Source organism: Pseudorhodoferax sp. Leaf267 (assembly GCF_001422405.1).
Taxonomy (GTDB): domain Bacteria; phylum Pseudomonadota; class Gammaproteobacteria; order Burkholderiales; family Burkholderiaceae_C; genus Pseudorhodoferax.
In genome coordinates this window covers 1-18,763 of the sequence record NZ_LMMV01000027.1, presented here as the reverse complement: position 1 = coordinate 18,763, position 18,763 = coordinate 1, and the positions used below count along the sequence as shown (strand labels likewise).

Genomic DNA, 18,763 nt, shown 5'->3' with positions numbered 1-18,763 from the left:
GCGCGCCGCCCGCGGGGATCAATCCTGTTGCTTGGCGAAGACATAGCCGGCGCCGCGCACGGTCACGATGCGCTTGGGGTTCTTGGGGTCGGCCTCGATGGCCGCGCGGATGCGGCCCATGTGCACGTCGATCGAGCGGTCGAAGGCCTCCAGCTCGCGGCCGCGCACGGCCTCCATGATCTGGTCGCGGCTCAGCACGCGGCCGGCGCGCTCGGCCAGCGCCACCAGCAGGTCGAACTGGTAAGCCGTGAGTTCGCAGGCCTTGCCGGCCACCGTCACGGCGCGCGCGTCGCGGTCGATCTCCAGCGAGCCGAAGCGCATGGCTTGGCTGGCCGTGGGCGCGCCCTCGCTGCGCCGGCGCAGCACGGCGCGGATGCGCGCCAGTAGCTCGCGTGGCTCGAAGGGCTTGGGAAGGTAGTCGTCGGCGCCCAGCTCCAGGCCGATGATGCGGTCCAGCGGGTCGCCCTTGGCCGTGAGCATCAGCACCGGCACGCGTGCCACGTCGCCCTGCGCGGCGCGGATGCGGCGGCACACCTCCAGGCCGTCCATGTCGGGCAGCATCAGGTCCAGGATGACCAGGTCCGGCAGCGACGCGCCGGGCGCCTGCAGCCGGGCCAGGCCCTCCTGCGCGGTCGGCGTGTGGTGCACGACGAAGCCGGACTGCCCCAGGTACTCGCCCACCATGTGGGCCAGCCGGGTGTCGTCTTCGATCATCAGCAATGGAGTACTCATGGGTGCAATCGTGCAAAGGGGCCAGTGATGGTGCGACGGCTCTCCCGGTGCGGGGTTGTCGTCGCCGTAAAGATACGTAAACGCGCGTGCCTGCGTGCTTCAGCCTGGGGGCTTCACCGCCTGCGTCCTGGACGCCAGCCACACCAGCAGCAGCACCGGCAGGCCCAGCAGCGCGGTGCTCGTGAAGAAGTCGGCGTAGCCGAACGCATCGACGTACGCGCCCGAAAAGCCGGCGATGAACTTGGGCAGCAGCAGCATCAGCGAGCTGAACAGCGCGTACTGCGTGGCCGAGTAGTTGATGTTCGTCAGGCTCGACAGGTAGGCGATGAAGGCCGCCGACGCGATGCCGCCGGCCAGGTTGTCGGCCGAGACCACCAGCGTCAGCGCCATGATGTCGTGCCCGCGGCCGGCCATCCAGGCGAACAGCAGGTTGCTGGCCGCGCTGAGCACGGCGCCCAGCATCAGCACGCGCATCACGCCCAGGCGCATGGCCATCACGCCGCCGATGAAGGCGCCGACCAGCGTCATGACGACGCCGTAGACCTTGCTCACGGTGGCCACCTCGCCCTCGGTGAAGCCCATGTCCACGTAGAACGGGTTGGCCATGATGCCCATCACCACGTCGCTGATGCGGTAGATGGCGATCAGCGCCAGGATCAGAGCGGCCTGCCAGCGGTAGCGGCGGATGAAGTCGGCGAACGGCTCGACCAGCGCGCCCTGCAGCCACTCGCCCACGCTGCGTGCCGGCGTGAAGGCGCGCGGCGCGGGCTCGCGCGAGAGCAGCACCGTCAGCACGCCGACCGCCATCGAGGCGGCCATGACCAGGTAGGCCGTGGTCCAGGCCGCGTTCTGGTAGCCGTCCACGTCCTGCTTGGCCCAGGCGACCACCCACAGCACGCCGGCGCCGGCCCAGATCATGGCGAGGCGGTAACCCGTCTGGTAGGCCGCGGCCAGTGCGGCCTGGCGCTCGGTGCTGGCCGACTCGATGCGGAATGCGTCCAGCGCGATGTCCTGCGTGGCCGAGCCGAAGGCCACCAGCAGCGCGCACCACACCAGCGGCTGCAGGCCGCTGCGCGGATCGGCCAGCGCCATGCCGACCAGGCCGGCCACGACCAGCGCCTGCGACAACAGCAGCCAGCCGCGCCGCCGGCCCAGCCACGTGGTGAGCGGCGGCAGTGGCAGCCGGTCGACCAGCGGCGCCCAGACCCACTTGAAGCCGTAGGCCAGGCCGACCCAGCTCAGGTAGCCGATGGTGGTGCGGTCGATGCCCGCGCCGCGCAGCCGGAAGCTCAGCGTGCCCAGCACCAGCAGAAGCGGCAGGCCGGCCGCGAAGCCCAGCGAGAGCATGCGCAAAGTGGCGGGTTCGAGGTAGACCTGCAGCGTGGCGGCCCAGGATGGTGGTACGGCAGGAGAGGGCTTTGCCGATGGGCTGGTCATGTGGGAATAATACGTTCAGGCCTCCACGCGGCCGGCTCCCTGGAAAGCATCGAATGAAGAACGCGCGCACATCTCTTGCCATGGTCTGCCTGGGGGCGGCGCTGCTGGGCGCACCCGCCGCCTTTGCGCAACGCGAAGGCGTGGACATCGGCGAGAACTCGGCCTTCACGCGGCTGGTGTCGGCCGCCGAAATGGAGCAGGTGGCCGAGCAGCAATACCGCCAGGTGCTGCGCGAGGCGCAGCAGCAGGGCGCCCTGGCGCCGGCCAGCAACCCGCAGCTGCAGCGCCTGCGCGTGATCGCCGAACGCATCATCCCGCACGCGCTGGACTGGAACCCGCGCGCCAAGGACTGGCGCTGGGAGGTCAACCTGATCGGCAGCAAGCAGATCAACGCCTGGTGCATGCCGGGCGGCAAGATCGCGTTCTACACCGGCATCCTGAGCCAGCTCAAACTGACCGACGACGAAATTGCCGCCGTGATGGGCCACGAGATCGCCCATGCGCTGCGCGAGCATGCGCGCGAGCGCGCCGGCAAGAACGCGGCCACCAACATCGGCGCCAGCATCCTGAGCCAGATCCTGGGCGCGGGGGCCATCGGCCAGCAGGTCATCGGCGGCGGCGCGCAGTTGCTGTCGCTGAGCTTCTCGCGCGACAACGAGCTGCAGGCCGACCTGGTGGGCCTGGAGCTGGCCGCACGCGCCGGCTACGACCCGCGCGCCGGCATCACGCTGTGGAACAAGATGAGCGCGGCCAGCAAGGGCGCGCCGCCGCAGTGGCTCAGCACGCACCCGGCCGGCAGGTCGCGCATCGCCGAGATCGAGCGCAACCTGCCCAAGGTGATGCCGCTGTACGAGCGGGCCAAGCGCTCAAGCTAGGGCAAAGCTGTCCATCGCCAGCATGCCGTACATCACCTCGCGCGTGAGGTAGTCGGCCTGCACCGGCCGGCCCTGGCCCCAGCCCGCGGCGCCCAGCGCGAAGAAGATCGGCAGGAAGTGGTCCTCGCTCGGGTGGGCGCGCTGCGCATGCGGCGCCTGGCGCCGGTAGTCCAGCAGCGCGGCGCGGTCGCCGCGCAGCACGGCGTCCTCGATCCAGCGGCTGAACGCCAGCACGTACGGCGCGGCTTCGCGCGCGCCGCCGAAGAACTCCGACAGGTTGTGCGTCATGCTGCCCGAGCCGATGACCAGCACGCCTGCCTCGCGCAGGCCGGCCAGGGCCGCGCCCATGGCGTAGACCTGGGCCGGTCCGGCGTCCATGGGCAGCGCCATCTGCACCAGCGGTACGTCGGCCTGCGGGAACAGGTGCATGAGCGGCACCCAGGCGCCATGGTCGAACGGGCGCTGCGCGTCGGCGCTGGCCGCGATGCCGGCCGCCTGCAGCCGGGCCAGCACCTCGGCGCCGAGATCGGGCGCGCCGGGCGCGGGGTATTGCAGCGCGTACAGCGGGCGTGGGAAGCCGCCGAAGTCGTGCCAGGTGGCGGGCTGCGCGCCCGTCATCACGGCCGCGCCATGCGCCTGCCAATGGGGCGACATCAGCACGATGCCGCGCAGGCCACCGGGCAACGTCTGGGCCCAGCGCCGCAGCGCCGGGCCGCTGGTGCCGGCTTCGAGCGCGAACATGGGCGCGCCGTGCGAGACGAACAGGGTGGGCAGGGGGGCGGGGAGCGACATGGCAGCTTTCGACACGGGCGGGGTGGGTGGGGCCCTCCCAGCCAATGTAGGTGCGGTGTACCCGTTGGCAGCGCTGGGCGTTTGAAGCCTGGCTTCAAAGCTTTTGCATGCCGCGCCGGCCCCTCACCTGGCCCAGCGCTTCTCGAAATCCCACACCTCCTGGAAGCCGATCAGCTTGCAGAACTCGTTGAAGTCGAACATGTCGATGTCCGGCGTCTGGCTCAGGCCCTTGTCCTTCAGCGTGCGCAGCGCCTTCTCCATCGCGGCGGCAGCGACCAGGCTGGTCATCGAGGGGTAGATCGCCAGCGCGTAGCCGATCTCTTTCAGCACCTCGGCCGGCAGGATCGGCGTCTTGCCGCCGTCGGCCATGTTGGCCAGCATGGGCTTGTCAAAGGCCGCGCAGGCGGTTCGCATCTCGTCCTCGGACTGCGGCGCCTCGAAGAACAGGATGTCGGCGCCGGCCTTGTCGTAGGCCTCCAGGCGGCGCAGGGCCTCGTCCACGCCGCCGCTGGCGCGCGCGTCGGTGCGCGCGATGATGAGGAAGTTCTCCTTGTCCTGGCGTGCCTCGGCCGCGACCTGGATCTTCTCGACCATGTCCTGCACCGGCACGCAGCGCTTGTACGGCGTATGGCCGCACTTCTTGGGGAACTCCTGGTCCTCGATCTGGATGGCGGTGACGCCGGCTTCCTCGTAGCCGCGCACCGTGTGGTGCACGTTCAGCAGGCCGCCGTAGCCGGTGTCGGCGTCGGCGATCAGCGCGGCGCCGGGCGTGGTGCGCGCCACGGTGCGCATGCGGTCCACCATCTGCGTGTAGGTGGCGATGCCGGCGTCCGGCAGCCCCAGGCTGGAGGCTGTGAGCCAGTAGCCGGTGCCGTAGACGATGTCGAAGCCGACCTTGTTGACCATGGTCGCGGCGATCATGTCCTGCACGCCGGGGATGACGAGGAATTCCTTGGCGTCGAGTTTCTGGCGGAGGATGGGATTGGCCATTGCGGGTGTCCTTTGTGGGATGGAGAAGGTTCAGGTGATGGAGGCGAGCCAGGGCTGCTGCTGGCGCACGCGCTCCTCGTAGGCGCGCAGCGCGGCCTCGTGGCGCAGCGTGCGGTCGACCTCGTCTTCGGCCGACAGCAGCTGCTCGGCATGGCCGTCGGCGAGTTGGATGGGCAGCAGGCTGCCGTCGGGCAGGCGCAGCGTGCGCGCGGCCACCTGCAGGTCCAGCTGCACGTCGGTGCCGGCAGCGAAGGCCTGCAGCAGCAGCGCATGCTCGGCCGGCGCGATGCTGGCGGCGACGATGCCGTTCTTGGCGCAGTTGTTGCGGAAGATGTCGCCGAACGACAGCGCCACCACGGCCTGCACGCCGTAGTCGGCCAGCGCCCACACGGCATGCTCGCGCGAGGAGCCGCAGCCGAAGTTCTGCGCCGCCACCAGCAGCCGCGCGGGCGCGGGCTGCTGCATGAAGGCCACCTCGGGCCGGCCCTCGGCGCGCCAGTCGGCGAACAAGTGGGCGCCCATGCCGTCGCGCGTGACCAGCCGCAGGAAGCGGCCCGGAAAGATGGCGTCGGTGTCGATGTCGTCGCGCTGCATCAGCGCGGCGCGGCCGTGGGCCTGCGCGATGACGGCCTTCATGCCAGGAACTCCCGCGGGTCGGTCAACTTGCCGCGCAGCGCCGAGGCGGCGGCTGCCGCCGGGCTCATCAAATGCGTGCGGCCGCCCTGGCCCTGGCGGTTCTCGAAGTTGCGGTTCGAGGTGGAGGCGCAGCGCTGGCCCGGTGCCAGGCTGTCGCCGTTCATGCCGATGCACATGGAACAGCCGGACTCGCGCCATTCGAAGCCGGCGTCCACGAACACCTGGGCCAGGCCCTCGGCCTCGGCCGCGCGCTTGACGCTGCCCGAGCCGGGCACCACCAGCGCCCGCACGCCCGCCGCCACGCGGTGCCCGCGCGCCACGGCCGCGGCGGCGCGCAGGTCTTCCAGCCGGCCGTTGGTGCACGAGCCGATGAAGGCCACGTCGATCGCCACCTCGGCCAGCGCCTGGCCGGGTGCGAGGCCCATGTAGGCCAGGCTTTCGTCCAGCCGGCGCTGCTCGGCCGCGTCCTGCGGTGTGACACCGTCGCCCACGCGGCCAGAGAACGCGGCGCTGTCGGCCGGCGTGGTGCCCCAGGTCACGCGCGGCGCCACGCGGCCGGCGTCCAGCAGCATCAGGCGGTCGAACTGTTCCGGTGCCTCGGTGCGCAGCTGCGCCCAGGCCTGCGCAGCCTGCTCGAAATGCGCGCGTGCCGGGCCCTGCACGCGCGCGCGCAGATACGCCAGCGTCGTCGCGTCGGGCGCGATCAGGCCGAAGCGCGAACCGGCCTCGATGGTCATGTTGCACAGGGTCATGCGCGCTTCCATGCTCAACGCCTGCACGGTGGGGCCGAAGTACTCGATGCCGTGGCCGGTGCCGCCGCTGGTGCCGATCTGGTGGATCAGCGCCAGCGCCAGGTCCTTGGCGTAGACGCCCGGCGCCAGCGTGCCGTCGATCCGCACGCCCAGCGTGCGCGGCTTGCGCATCCACAGGCTCTGCGTGCTCATCACGTGCGCCACCTCGGAGGTGCCGATGCCCCAGGCCAGCGCGCCCAGCGCGCCCAGCGTGGCCGAGTGCGAATCGCCGCAGACCACGGTGCTGCCCGGCAGCACATAGCCCAGCTCGGGCGCGACCACGTGCACGATGCCCTGGAGCGGATCATCCAGGTCCAGCAGGCGCATGCCGGTGGCGCGGGTGTTGCGGCGCAGCGTGGCGATCTGCTCGGCGCTCTCGGCGTTCGGGATGTGCGTGAGCCGGTCGGCCGTGGTCGGCACGTTGTGGTCCTGCACGGCCACGTGGCGGGCCGTGGAACGCAGGACGTGCCCGCTGGCCGCCATACTGGCAAAGGCCTGCGGGCTGGACACCTCCTGCACCAGGTGCCGGTCGATGTAGATGAGGTCTTCACCGGCCTCGTTGCGGGCCACGGCGTGGGCGGCCCAGATCTGGTCGAACAGCGTCGCCATCAGTCGATCCGGATGCCGGCGGTCTTCACCACCGCCTTGTTCTTCTCCAGGTCGCGCACGATCTCCTGCGCGTGGTCCTGCGGCGTGCCCGGCATGGCGACGATGCCCAGCGTGGCCAGCCGGTCGCGCATCTCGGGCGCCGTCAGCACTTTGTTCAAGGCCTGGTTCAGCTTGTCGACGATGGGCTTGGGCATGCGCGCCGGGGCCATCAGACTGACCCAGGAGTTGAACTCGAAGTCCTTCAGGCCCGCCTCGATGAAGGTCGGCACGTCAGGCAGCGACGCCACGCGCTGGCGCGAGGACACGGCGATCGGCCGGATCTGGTTGCCCTTGATGAAGGGCATGGCGCCGGCCACCGCCGTGTACAGCATGGGCAGCGTGCCGCCCACCAGGTCGCCCATGGCCTGGCCGCCGCCCTTGTAGGGCACGTGGGTCAGCGGCATGCCGGTGCGCTGGTGCAGCATCTCGCCGGCCAGGTGGGTGGTGCTGCCGGTGCCGGCGCTGCCGTAAGACAGGCCGCCGGCGGTGGACCTGGCCACGGCCTGCAGCTCGGCCAGATTGCTCGCGCCCAGCTTGGGGTTGACCACCACGATCAGCACCGCGTCGCCGATCTTGCCGATCGGCGCAAAGTCCTTGATGGGATCGAACGGCACCTTGGCGTAGACGTTGGGGTTGATCACCAGCGTGCCGTCGTAGCCCAGCAGCAGCGTGTAGCCGTCGGGCTCGGCCGCGGCCACCATCTGCGTGCCGATGTTGCCGGCCGCGCCGGGCTTGTTGTCCACCACCACCTGCTGGCCCAGCTGCTGGCCCAGCTTCTCGGCCACGATGCGCGCGCTGGTGTCGCTCACGCCGCCGGTGGCGAACGGCACGATGAGCCGGATCGGCTTGGTGGGGTAGTCGCCCTGGGCGTGGACAGGGGGCAGGGCGCAGGCGGCCAGCGCGAGGGCGATGCCCAGCAGGCGGCGCCGCGCGGGGGTGGTGTCTTGCATGGGGTGTCTCCGATGGCGTGATGAATTCATTCGGCGCGGATGCCGCCGCGCTGGGCCACGGCGGCCCACTTGCCGGCCTCGCCGCGCACGAAGCGGTCCAGCTCGGCCGGGCTGCTCAGCACCAGCTGCGCGCCCTGGCCGCGCAGCTGCGCCACCACGGCTGGGTCGGCGCAGACGGCGCGCAGGTCGCGGCCGATCTGTTCCACCAGCGGCGCCGGCATGCCGGCCGGTCCGAACATGCCGTACCAGCTGAGCGACTCTACGCCCGGCACACCGGCCTCGGCGTAGGTCATGGCGTCGGGGAACACGTCGAGCCGCTCGCGGCTGGCCACGCCGATCACGCGCAGATTGCCGGCCTGCACATGCGGCAGCGCGGTCAGCACGCTGGTCAGGCCCATGGGCAGATGGCCGCCGATGATGTCCACCATCATGGGGGCGCCGCCCTTGTAGGGCACCTCCACGGTCTTCAGGCCCGCGGCTTGGCGGATCAGCTCGCCCGTCAGCCGCGTCTGGCCCTCGGAGTTGCCCACGCCCAGCTCGGTGGTGCGCGCTGCCTGCAGCAGCTCGGGCAGCGTCCTGTACGGCCCCCTGGCCGACACCACCAGCACCATGGGCGAGGTGGCGACGTTGGTGATCGAGGTGAAGGCGGTCACCGTGTCGTAGGGCATGGTCTTCATCAGCGTGGGGTTCACCGCGTGCGAGCCGACCACCAGCAGCAAGGTGTAGCCGTCCGGCAATGCCTTGGACACCATGTGCGAGCCGATCACGCCGTTGGCGCCGGTCCGGTTGTCCACCACCACCGACTGGCCCCAGCGCTCACTGAGCTTTTGCGCCAGCAGCCGGCCCACGATGTCGGTGCCGCCACCGGCCGAGTAGGGCACGACCAGCGTGACGGGTTTGGCGGGATAGGTGGCGGCAGTGGCCGGGCCGGCCAGGGCGAGGGCGCCCAGGGCGCCCAGTACATGGCGGCGGTTGAGCACGCCGGTATGGGCGTGGGGCGGGGTGCGCATGCTTGTCTCCTTGTGGTCCGCCGCTGCAGCACTGGCAGCGGTGCCGTGGTGGTGCACAGGCCATGCCAGGCGCGACACATCCGCAAGTGCTTGATCCTGCTGGAATGAGAGTCGCACGGCGTTTCACTGCGACGCGCCGGTGCAACAATCGCGTTGCATCGTGCAACATCCATGGAACACCGACCGATGAGCGCCATCGCTTTTGCCGCCACTTCGCGCCTGCCGCGTCTGTGCTTCCTCGGCTACCGGCACCTGCGCGAGTTCTCGGCGCCCGTGATCGCCGAATACCGCAGCCGCGCCGAGATCGAACTGCTGGACAGCCGCGTCAGCGAGACCGTGGCGCTGGCAAGCGAGCGCGTGGACCAGGGCGGGGTGGACGCCTTCATCAGCGCGGGCGCCAACGCCGGCCTGCTGCGCCAGCAGCTGCGCGCACCGGTGGCCACGATCCAGCTGGCCGGGCTGGACATCCTGCAGGCGCTGATCGCCGCGCGGCGCATGTCGCGCCGGGTCGGCGTGGTGGTCTACGGCAAGACGCTGCCCGACCTGGAAGCCGTGAAGGACCTGCTGCGCATCGAGATCGCCCAGCATGCCTATGAGACGCCGGACGATGCGCACCGTGCCATCGAGGCGCTGCGCACCGCCGGCTTCACCATCATCGTGGGCTCCAGCATCGTGGTGGAAATGGCCGAGGCAGCGGGCCTGTGCGGGCTGCTGGCCTATTCGCATGCCAGCATCCGCCAGGGCTTCGAGGACGCGATCGAGCTGGCCCGCGTGGCGCGCATGGAGGCCGAGCGCCACGCCCAGCTCGGCGCCGTGCTGTACACACTGGAAGACGCGGTGCTGGCCGTGGACCGCGAGCACCGTGTCATCGCCGTCAATCCGCCGATGCAGCAGATCCTGGGGGCGCCGGCCGCCGGGCTCTTGGGGCGCGAGCTGTCGGCGCTGCAGAGCGAGCTGTCGCTGCGCGAGACGCTGGCCACGGGTGCGTCCGAGGGCGCGCGCGTGCAGCACATCGGCCGGCGCAACTGGGTGGCCAAGCGGGCGCCGGTGCGCGTGCGCGGCGAGGTGGTGGGCGCGGCGCTGACGCTGTACGACGCGGGCTCCATCCACGAGGCCGACTCGCGGCTGCGCATGCAGCAGCGACGCCAGCAGGCCTCGGCCCGCTACCGCTTCGACGACCTGGAGGGCCAGAGCCCGGCGCTGCTGCGTGCCGTGGCCAGCGCGCGCCGCTTCGCGCGCACCGACCTCACCATCCTGATCGCGGGCGAGAGCGGCACCGGCAAGGAGCTGTTCGCCCAATCCATGCACAACGAGAGCGCGCGCGCCGGCAAGCCCTTCGTGGCCGTGAACTGCGCGGCGTTCCCCGAGAGTCTGCTGGAAAGCGAGCTGTTCGGCTACGAGGAGGGCGCCTTCACCGGTGCGCGCCGCGGCGGCAAGCGCGGGCTGTTCGAGGCGGCGCACACGGGCACCCTGTTCCTGGACGAGATCGGCGACATGCCCATCTCGCTGCAGACGCGGATGCTGCGTGTGCTGCAGGAGCGCGAGGTGCTGCGCGTGGGCAGTTCATCGCCGGTGCCGGTGGACCTGCGCGTGATCGCCGCCACGCACCAGCCGCTGGCCGAGATGGTGGCGCAGGGCCGCTTCCGGCAGGACCTGTACTTCCGGCTCAACATCCTGCGGCTGGCGCTGCCGCCGCTGCGCGAACGCGCTGGCGACGTGGCCCGCATGGCCGAGCAGCGCGTGCAGCGTTGCCTGGCGCGGCTGCAATCGCCGCTGCCGGCCGGGCCGGCATTGCAGGCGCTGCTGCCGCGGCTGCAGGCCTATGCCTGGCCCGGCAACGTGCGCGAGCTGGAGAACATCTGCGAGCGGCTGGCGGTGTACCTGGTGCAGTTCGCGCCTGGCGAGCCCATCGACTGGAGCGGGCTGCCGCACGATTGCCCCGAGCTGTTCGCCGACGGCGTGCCCCGTGCGTCGACCGCGCTGCCGGTGGCCGTTGCCGGCCCGCGCACCGGCCTGGCGCGCGAGACCCTGCGCCAGCATGCCGGCAACCGCCAGTCGGCAGCCCGTGCGCTGGGCATCAGCCGCTCTACGCTATGGCGCTGGTTGCAGCAAGAGCCCGGCTGAGTCAGGCGAAGGCTTGTCCTACACCGCGACCTGCGGGCTGCTGTTATCGTGATTGGCCCAACCACCGCGATCCACGCGTGGGTGACCGCACTCAATGCAGGAGGGGCAGCATGCTGAAATTTCTTCTACGGATGGGCCTCATGTCCTGGGCCTTCAAGAAGCTTGCCGCAGCGGCGGCGGCGTCGCGCAAGTCCGCACCCGGCCGGCCGCGATGAACCTGCCGACCGAACACCACAGCGGCGCCGACATGCAGGCGCCCGACCCAGTCAGGCTGCTGGAAGAGGGTGACATCGATCGCCTGGCGTTCGGCGTGATCGGCTTCGACGAAGGGGGCATCGTGCGCGTCTACAACCAGTTCGAGTCTGTCGCTGCGGGCTTGTTGCCCGAACGCGTGCTGGGCTTTCACCTGTTCGACACCATCGCGCCGTGCATGAACAACTACCTCGTGGCCCAGCGCTTCGAAGACGCCGCAGCGCAGGGTGAACCGTTGGACGCCACCATCGACTACGTGCTGACGCTGCGCATGCGCCCCACGGCCGTAAAGCTGCGGTTGCTGGCGGGCCCGCCGCTGCGCTACCGCTACGTGCTCGTGCAACGGGCGCCGCGCTAGTGCCGCCGCCCTCCGTGCCGGAGGACAGCGACGCGTTCCAGTCGCTGATCCAGTTCCTGTACCAGACGCCCGTCGGCCTGGTCGATGCCGAAACCGACGGTCGCATCCACATGATGAACCCCATGGCGGCGCAGCTGCTGATGCCGCTGGCGCGCGATGCCGTGCTCGACAACCTGTTCGACGTGCTGCAGGACGCCGTGCCAAGCGCCCGGCGCCTGGCCGCGCGCCAGGCCGGGCCGCGCGGCGTGCTGTGCGAAGGCCTGCGCTTCGACGGCGGCGGGCCCACGGCCGCCACGTTTCCCGAACGCCAGCGCACGCTGGCGCTCAGCCTGTTCAGCGTGGACGGCAAGCGCCTGACAGCCGTGCTGCACGACGCGACCCGGGACGAGCGGCGCCAGCGCCGCCGCGTGGACGCAGCGGCCAACACCGACAGCCTCACCGGTCTGCCGAACCGCCAGGCCCTGCATGCCTACCTGGCCCAGCGGCTGGAGCAGGGCAACGCCAGCGCACGCCAGCTGGTGCTGCTGGTCATCAACTGCGACCGCTTCCAGCATGTCAACGACACGGTGGGGCAGACGGCAGGCGATGCCGTGCTGGCGCAGATCGCCACGCGGCTGCGCAGCGTGGTGGACGCCGGGCCGGGCGCTTCGGTGGAGACCGTGCCCGCGCCGCTGGAGACGGCCGTGGCGCAGCGCGGCCTGGTGGCGCGCATCGCGGGCGACGAGTTTGCGCTGGCCATCGAGCGTGAGCCGCAGCCTGGGCTGGCCGCCGAGCTGGCCGCGCGCGTGGTGCAGGCGCTGGACCGCCCCTATGCGCTGCAGGGCCACAGGCTGCGCTGCACCGTGAGCATCGGCTCCGCGCAGGCCGGGCCTGGATCGTCGAGCGCTGGCGAGCTGCTGTACCACGCACGCCTGGCCATGGTGGCGGCCCAGCGCGCCGGCGGCAACCGCGCCATGGCGTTCGACGACGCGCTGCAGCAGCGCGCGCACCAGCGCAGTGCCATCGAGAACGACCTGCGCGATGCCGTGCAGCGCGGCGAGCTCTTCGTCGTCTACCAGCCGGTCATCGCACTGCACAGCGGCCGCGTCGAGGCCGTGGAGGCGCTCGTGCGCTGGCGCCACCCGGTGCGAGGCGTGGTACCGCCGGACGCGTTCATCGGCATCGCCGAGGAGTCGGGCCTGATCGTGGAGCTGGGCGCCTTCGTGCTCGGCGAGGCCTGCCACCAGTTCATGCGGTGGCAGCGCCAGCATGGCGCGCTGGCGCCCCGCCTCATGGCCGTCAACCTGTCGCGCGGGCAATTGCCGCACCCCTCGCTCGTCGACGACGTGGCCGCGGTGCTGGAGGCGAGCGGCATGCAGCCCGCGCAGCTCCAGCTGGAGGTGACCGAAAGCATGGCCGCGCAGGATGCGTCGGTGCAGATGCGGCTGCGCGAGCTGAAGCGGCTGGGCCTCACGCTGGCGCTGGACGATTTCGGCACCGGCTATTCCTCGCTGTCCAGCCTGCACCAGTTGCCGATCGACCTGCTCAAGATCGACCGTTCGTTCGTGAGCCAGCTGGAGACCAGCCGCCACCACCGCGTGCTGGTGGAGGCCACACTGCGCGTGGCGCAGAGCCTGAACCTGCGCACCGTGGCCGAGGGCATCGAGACCGAGGCACAGGCCAGGCTGCTGGCCACGATGCAGTGCGACAAGGGCCAGGGCTACCACTTCGCACGGCCGCTGACCGTGGAGCAGTTCGACGCCTGGCTCCGTGCGCGGCCGTAACGGCGGCTAGCGGTGCAGCGCCAGCGCCGCGATGCGCCGGTCAATGTCGCCTTGCAGCCGCTTGAAGGCTGCGCTGTCCACCGAGCCGTAGCGGCGCTTGAACTCGGCCTCCTGCAGCATCTCGGGCAGGTCGCGCACGGCGGGCAGCAGGTCCTGGTCCTGCAGGCCAGCCGTCAGGCGGCGCTGCAGCCGCTGCTGGGCGGCCGCCGGCCCCACGGCCAGCTGGCCGAAGCGCGTGCCGGCGCGGTCGGCTGCCAGGTCGGCGAACGAGAAGCCGCTGCCGCCACGCGCGTCTTCGGTCTCCTTGTACAGCCCCACCGCGTCGGCCAGCGGCGTGCCGGCCGCCGCGGCCAGCGCAGCCGACACGCTGAAGTGCTGGGCCAGGTCGACACGGCCGGCCAGCGTGATGCGGCGCGGCAGCGGCGCGGGCCAGTCGGCAGCGGCCGGCACCACGGCGCCAAGGCCCTTGCCGTTGACGTGGAAGGCGGCCACCACCAGCGCCGCGCGCCGCTCCAGTGCCAGCGCTTCGGGTGTGGCGCTGCGGCCGGCGCGTTGCGTGGCCAGGTCCATCACCGACTGCAGCAGCTGGTGCAGTCCCAGCCCGGCGGGGTCGTCGCTGCGCAGCAGCACCAGCCGTGCCTGGTAGGCCTGCAGCCGCTCCACGTCGGCCGGATCCACGAGGCTGGCCTGCAGTTGGGCAGGCAGCTGGTCGTTCCAGGCGTAGACCAGGCTCAGCATGTCGGGCGTGATGCGCACCCGCTGGATGGCATCGGCGGCCGGCCCGTAGGCCGGGTCCTGCTGCAACCAGCGCACGCCCAGCGCCAGGATCCATGCATTGAGCTGCTGCGGCACCTGCAGCCGGCCCAGGCGCAAGGTGTCGATGCGCGGCATGGCGCCGGTGTCGACCAGGCTGGCCTCAATGTTCAGGAAGCCGCCGAACGGATTGCTCGGCAGCGGCAGGCTGGCCTGTAGTCTGGCCTGGTCCTGCTGCAGGGCCAGCCTCGCGCCGCCCTGCATGGCGCGTTGCGCGGCATAGGCCAACACCAGGTCCAGTTCGTCCTGGGTGAGCGTGATGGTGCGCAGCATGCCGCTCCTGGCCTGGCGCGGGTCGTTGCGCTCGAGCAGGCGGCGCGCATGCTCGACCGTGGCCGCCGTGGGCGGCGCGGCACGCGGCACGCTAGGGTAGTTGTCGGTGCAATACCAGGCCAGGCCCAGCAGCGCCACGAAGCCCAGCGGCAGGGCGACGGCCGCGAGCATCACGAGGGCACCGAGTGATCTGGAGAGCGTACGCATCGGCGCATGCTACGGCACGCGCCGACCGTGCTGGCGCCAGCCTTACATCGGGGAGGGAGTGGGCAGCGGGCCGGCCGGGCCGCTGGGCGGCGTGTCGACGGGCTGCACGGGCTCGGGCGGAGGACCGGGTGGCATGGTGGCCATGTTCATTCCTTCTCGGCTGGTGTGTTGGACAGCTTCGGGCCTGGCTTGTCGCGGCCCAGCTCTTCCATCATCTTCTCGCCGTGCGTGTCCTTTCCGTCGCTGGGCACGGCCTCCTCTTGCGTGATGCCGGGCTCCTCGTCGATGCGCGGCTGGTCGGCGGGGTCGGGCTTGTGGGTGTCGGGCATGGTGGTCTCCGGTGGTGATACGCCAGCGTGCACCGGCCGGCGTGCGGCGTCGCGCGGCCTGGGGCTTGAGGCCGTGTAGTCGCATGCCGACGATCCGGCCCGCGCTGTCATGATGGCGCCCCACGGGGCCGTGCACGATGGCCCTTGCCCTGCACCGGAGACGGCCATTTCCAAAAAGACGAACCCCCCTTTGCCCATTCGCTACAGCAGCTTCGGGCTGTGCATCCTGGGCCTGTGCGCGAGCCTCGTCACGGCCGTGGTGGCGCCGCACCTGTGGACGGCGTGGCTGGCGCTGGTGCTGTTCGCGGCGCTGACGGCCACCGGCGTGCACGACCTGCGCCAGACGCGCCACGCCATCCTGCGCAATTACCCGGTCATCGGCCACATGCGCTTCCTGCTGGAGTTCATCCGGCCCGAGATGCGCCAGTACTTCATCGAGAGCGACACCGAGGCCGCGCCGTTCTCGCGCGCGCAGCGTTCGCTGGTCTACCAGCGCGCCAAGGGTGACCCGGACAACCGGCCCTTCGGCACGCACCTGGACGTGAGCCAGCTGGGCTACGAGTGGATCAATCACTCCATGCGGCCGACCCAGCTGGCCGGCCACGACTTCCGCGTGACCATCGGCGACGCGGGCGGCGCGCAACCGTGCACCCAGCCGTACAGCGCCAGCGTGTTCAACATCTCGGCCATGAGCTTCGGCGCGCTGTCGGCCAACGCCATCCTGGCGCTGAACCAGGGCGCCAGGCTGGGCGGCTTCGCGCACGACACGGGCGAGGGCTCGATCTCGCAGCACCACCGCGTGCACGGCGGCGATCTGATCTGGGAGATCGGCTCGGGCTACTTCGGCTGCCGCCACGACGACGGCAGCTTCAGCCCCGAGCGCTTTGCCGCCGCCGCGGCCGACCCGCAGGTCAAGATGATCGAGCTCAAGCTGAGCCAGGGCGCCAAGCCCGGCCACGGCGGCGTGCTGCCCGGCCCCAAGGTCACGCCCGAGATCGCGGCGGCGCGCGGTGTCCCGGTGGGCGTGGACTGCATCTCGCCGTCCTCGCACAGCGCCTTCGGCACGCCGGTGGAAATGATGGAATTCATCGCCGAGCTGCGCCGGCTGTCCGGTGGCAAGCCGGTGGGCTTCAAGTTCTGCCTGGGCCATCCCTGGGAATGGTTTGCCATCGTCAAGGCCATGCAGAAGACCAACATCACGCCCGACTTCATCGTGGTCGACGGTGCCGAGGGCGGAACCGGCGCCGCGCCCGTGGAGTTCAGCGACCACGTGGGCGCGCCGCTGCAGGAGGGCCTGCTGATGGTGCACAACACGCTGGTCGGCGTGAACCTGCGCCACCGCATCAAGATCGGCTGTGCCGGCAAGGTCATCACCGCCTTCGACATGGCGCGCATGATGGCGCTGGGGGCCGACTGGTGCAACGCCGGGCGCGGCTTCATGATGGCGCTGGGCTGCATCCAGGCCCAGGCTTGCCACACCGGCCACTGCCCCACGGGCGTGACCACGCAGGACCCGCTGCGCCAGAAGGCGCTGGTGGTGCCGGCCAAGGCTGAGCGCGTGCACAACTTCCACCGCAGCACGCTGCACGCGCTGCAGGAACTGGTGCAGGCCGCCGGGCTGGACCATCCCCAGCAGATCACGGCGCACCACATCGTGCGGCGCATCTCCGACACCGAGGTGCGGCTGCTGTCCAACCTGATCATGCGTGTGGCGCCCGGTTCGCTGCTCGGCCCGGTGGACGAGCTGCACAACGTGTTCCGCTACTACTGGCCGATCGCCAGCGCCGACAGCTTCCTGCCGGTGGAGCAGGGGCTGCACGCCGCCCGCTGACATCGTGCCCGGCGCGGCGGTGCCGGGGCACAATGGCGCCCCACCGCCAGATGCCAGGAGAAGCCCCGTGGACATGCCCGCACACCAGCTCACGATGACCGTGCTCATGACGCCCGACACCGCCAATTTTTCGGGCAACGTGCACGGCGGCACCATCCTCAAGTTGCTGGACCAGGTGGCCTACGCCTGCGCGGCGCGCTACTCGGCCTGCTACGTGGTCACACTGTCGGTGGACCAGGTGATGTTTCGCGAGCCGATCATGGTGGGCGAGCTCGTGACCTTCCTGGCCTCGGTCAACTACACGGGCAAGTCCTCGATGGAAGTCGGCGTCAAGGTCATCGCCGAAAACATCCGCACGCAGGTATCGCGGCACGTCAACAGCTGCTTCTTCACGATGGTGGCGGTGGACGAGGCACGCAAGCCCGTGGCCGTGGCGCCTCTGCGCCCCTTCTCGCCGGACGAACGCCGGCGCCATGCGCAGGCCCTGGAGCGCAAGCAGCTGCGGCACGAGCTGGCCAAGCGCTCCGAGGCGATTCGAGCGCAGGAAGCGTAGAGCAGGCCAGGATGGGGGTCGGCCCTGCCTGCGTGCACGCAGATCCGGCCGTGTGGTTTCGCGCCCTGCCCGCCAATCACACTGTCGCGCGTGCCTGGGGGCGGTCGCAGCCCGGACGGGGCGGCCGACCGGTCAGAGCGTGATGCGGGTTGGTGGCCAGCGCGCTTGCGGACTGATTCGAAGGTCTTTAAAGGTCGGCAGCAGCGCGGTGCCGCCTGCAGGCACCGCTTCCAACCCTGTTGACGCTCTTGGTGAGGTGCTGCCGATGCCAGACATGCTTGCGCATCGTCTGGGCTGCCGTCGCAGCCACGGCAGCCAGTCGGGATCGAAGGGATCGCTGAAACGCATGTCACTGCACCTGGGTGAAGGCGGGCGCCATGCGCAACGCTTTTTTCAGGCAGGCGATGCAGATCGACTTCGGCATCGCCGGCATCGGATAGCTCACCTTCTCTGGCCCCACAAACGACTTCTGGCCCGCATACAACGTGATCTTGCCCGGGCACTCGATGTCGATGTTGCCGCCTGCCAGCGTGACCGTGGCCCCGCCTGCCGTGGCCAGCACGATGCGCTTGGCCGCGGCCCATTCCACGTGCGCGCTCTGGCTCTGGATGTGCACGTCGCCCTGGGCCGCCAGCTGCATGCGGTCGGCCTGCGCTTGGATGTCGATGTCGCCGCGCCCGGCGATCACCGTGATCCCCTTGCCCTGGGCCTTGTCGCCGGGCTGCACCGCCCCGGCCAGCACGCCGATGGCCTGACCGGTGTGGATGCGGCTGGCCCCGCCGGTGGCGACATGCGTGTCCTGCCCCGAGCCGATCACGATGCCCTCGCCTGCGCTCCACTGCACGTCCTGGCCGGCCACGCTGGCAAGACCGGCCTTGGCGGCGATCTGCACGATGGGCGCGCCGCTGTGCGGCAGCTTGGTGTCTGCGGTGGCAGTGCTCCGGTCGGCCGCGTCGGCTTGCGCCTGGCCCAGGTCCTGTGCGTCCACCATGCCCTTGAGCACCGTGTGCAGCGCCGGGGCCGGTGGTTGGCTGTCGCTCAAGCGGCTGTGGCCGGCTTGCGTGCTGCCGATGGCGTCGGCCAGCTGCACCGTCTGGTGCGTCCTGGCGGCCTGGCTGAAGGTTTTGATCAGGTTCGCCAGCTGGCCCTGCAGTGCGATGCCCGGTGCGTTGTCGCCGGCCGGCTCGCCCGGCTGCGTGCCGTAGCTCGTGACCAGCACCCCCTGGCCGGCGCGGATGGCCCCGTAGGCCCCGGTGCGCAGCTCAAAGCCCAGGCCCCTGAAGCTGCCGCGGTGGTTGTCYGCCTGGTGGATCAGGTGGCCCAGGTTCAGCTGGGTGTCGTACTGGCTGGTGGCCAGCTGGGTTCTGAGCTGCTGGTCGCTGTCGTCGAAGACCAGCTG

17 protein-coding genes are annotated in these 18,763 nt (G+C 70.8%); 6 read left to right on the top strand and 11 right to left on the bottom strand.

Annotated features, from left to right (window positions below; translation table 11 throughout):
- Nucleotides 1-18: 18 nt before the first annotated feature.
- Both ASF43_RS28425 and ASF43_RS28420 read right to left on the bottom strand, forming a co-directional pair.
- The gene (locus tag ASF43_RS28425; RefSeq protein ID WP_056189327.1) at nt 19-732 is read right to left on the bottom strand and encodes a response regulator; all 714 of its coding nucleotides are present in this window, start codon (nt 730-732) and stop codon (nt 19-21) included.
- Nucleotides 733-831: 99 nt separating this feature from the next.
- Nucleotides 832-2,169, bottom strand: a complete 1,338-nt coding sequence (locus ASF43_RS28420) for an MFS transporter (protein ID WP_056189324.1) — start codon at nt 2,167-2,169, stop codon at nt 832-834.
- Nucleotides 2,170-2,222: 53 nt separating this feature from the next.
- Here ASF43_RS28420 and ASF43_RS28415 point away from each other — a divergent pair, with 53 nt between their 5' ends.
- Nucleotides 2,223-3,044 carry a M48 family metallopeptidase gene (locus ASF43_RS28415; protein WP_056189322.1) on the top strand — a complete coding sequence of 274 codons (822 nt, stop codon included), beginning with the start codon at nt 2,223-2,225 and terminating at the stop codon, nt 3,042-3,044.
- On the opposite strand, the gene ASF43_RS28410 is transcribed toward ASF43_RS28415, so the two are convergent.
- The 6 genes from ASF43_RS28410 to ASF43_RS28385 all read right to left on the bottom strand — a co-directional run bounded on the left by ASF43_RS28410 (nt 3,036) and on the right by ASF43_RS28385 (nt 8,861).
- Nucleotides 3,036-3,836, bottom strand: coding sequence for a class III extradiol ring-cleavage dioxygenase (locus ASF43_RS28410; RefSeq protein WP_056189320.1), 801 nt, complete (start codon nt 3,834-3,836; stop codon nt 3,036-3,038). The genes ASF43_RS28415 and ASF43_RS28410 overlap by 9 nt on opposite strands.
- 123 nt (nt 3,837-3,959) lie before the next feature.
- Nucleotides 3,960-4,826 carry an oxaloacetate decarboxylase gene (locus tag ASF43_RS28405; RefSeq protein WP_056189317.1) on the bottom strand — a complete coding sequence of 289 codons (867 nt, stop codon included), beginning with the start codon at nt 4,824-4,826 and terminating at the stop codon, nt 3,960-3,962.
- Between the two features lie 30 nt (nt 4,827-4,856).
- Entirely contained in the window at nt 4,857-5,462 is a 606-nt protein-coding gene (leuD, locus tag ASF43_RS28400) for a 3-isopropylmalate dehydratase small subunit (RefSeq protein WP_056189316.1), read from the bottom strand.
- Nucleotides 5,459-6,862: a 3-isopropylmalate dehydratase large subunit gene (gene leuC, locus ASF43_RS28395; protein WP_056189312.1), complete on the bottom strand. Its 1,404-nt coding sequence runs from the start codon at nt 6,860-6,862 to the stop codon at nt 5,459-5,461. The genes leuD and leuC overlap by 4 nt, the downstream gene beginning before the upstream one ends.
- Complete coding sequence (locus ASF43_RS28390) at nt 6,862-7,851, bottom strand: tripartite tricarboxylate transporter substrate binding protein (RefSeq protein ID WP_056189309.1); 990 nt, start codon at nt 7,849-7,851, stop codon at nt 6,862-6,864. Before ASF43_RS28390 ends, leuC begins: the two co-directional genes overlap by 1 nt.
- Before the next feature lie 26 nt (nt 7,852-7,877).
- Nucleotides 7,878-8,861, bottom strand: a complete 984-nt coding sequence (locus tag ASF43_RS28385) for a tripartite tricarboxylate transporter substrate binding protein (RefSeq protein ID WP_082498256.1) — start codon at nt 8,859-8,861, stop codon at nt 7,878-7,880.
- Nucleotides 8,862-9,047: 186 nt separating this feature from the next.
- Between ASF43_RS28385 and prpR the strand changes: the two genes are divergently transcribed.
- From prpR to ASF43_RS28370, 3 genes are all read left to right on the top strand, one after another.
- Nucleotides 9,048-10,985 carry a propionate catabolism operon regulatory protein PrpR gene (gene prpR / locus ASF43_RS28380; RefSeq protein ID WP_056189306.1) on the top strand — a complete coding sequence of 646 codons (1,938 nt, stop codon included), beginning with the start codon at nt 9,048-9,050 and terminating at the stop codon, nt 10,983-10,985.
- Between the two features lie 211 nt (nt 10,986-11,196).
- Entirely contained in the window at nt 11,197-11,595 is a 399-nt protein-coding gene (locus tag ASF43_RS28375) for a hypothetical protein (protein ID WP_056189304.1), read from the top strand.
- A gap of 14 nt (nt 11,596-11,609) precedes the next feature.
- On the top strand, nt 11,610-13,358 hold the full coding sequence (locus ASF43_RS28370; protein ID WP_056189919.1) for a bifunctional diguanylate cyclase/phosphodiesterase: 1,749 nt from the start codon (nt 11,610-11,612) through the stop codon (nt 13,356-13,358).
- 6 nt (nt 13,359-13,364) lie between these two features.
- On the opposite strand, the gene ASF43_RS28365 is transcribed toward ASF43_RS28370, so the two are convergent.
- Nucleotides 13,365-14,615 (bottom strand): hypothetical protein, encoded by a 1,251-nt coding sequence (locus ASF43_RS28365; RefSeq protein WP_056189301.1) that lies wholly within the window; start codon nt 14,613-14,615, stop codon nt 13,365-13,367.
- Nucleotides 14,616-14,797: 182 nt separating this feature from the next.
- Nucleotides 14,798-14,980, bottom strand: coding sequence for a hypothetical protein (locus tag ASF43_RS28360; protein ID WP_056189297.1), 183 nt, complete (start codon nt 14,978-14,980; stop codon nt 14,798-14,800).
- Between the two features lie 190 nt (nt 14,981-15,170).
- On the opposite strand from ASF43_RS28360, the gene ASF43_RS28355 reads away from it, so the two are divergent.
- Together ASF43_RS28355 and ASF43_RS28350 are read left to right on the top strand one after the other, a co-directional pair.
- Entirely contained in the window at nt 15,171-16,811 is a 1,641-nt protein-coding gene (locus ASF43_RS28355; RefSeq protein WP_235578401.1) for an FMN-binding glutamate synthase family protein, read from the top strand.
- Nucleotides 16,812-16,878: 67 nt separating this feature from the next.
- Nucleotides 16,879-17,364, top strand: a complete 486-nt coding sequence (locus tag ASF43_RS28350; RefSeq protein ID WP_056189292.1) for an acyl-CoA thioesterase — start codon at nt 16,879-16,881, stop codon at nt 17,362-17,364.
- Nucleotides 17,365-17,713: 349 nt separating this feature from the next.
- Here ASF43_RS28350 and ASF43_RS28345 read toward each other — a convergent pair.
- On the bottom strand, nt 17,714-18,763 hold a 1,050-nt coding region (locus tag ASF43_RS28345), incomplete at its 5' end, for a type VI secretion system Vgr family protein (protein WP_156373557.1).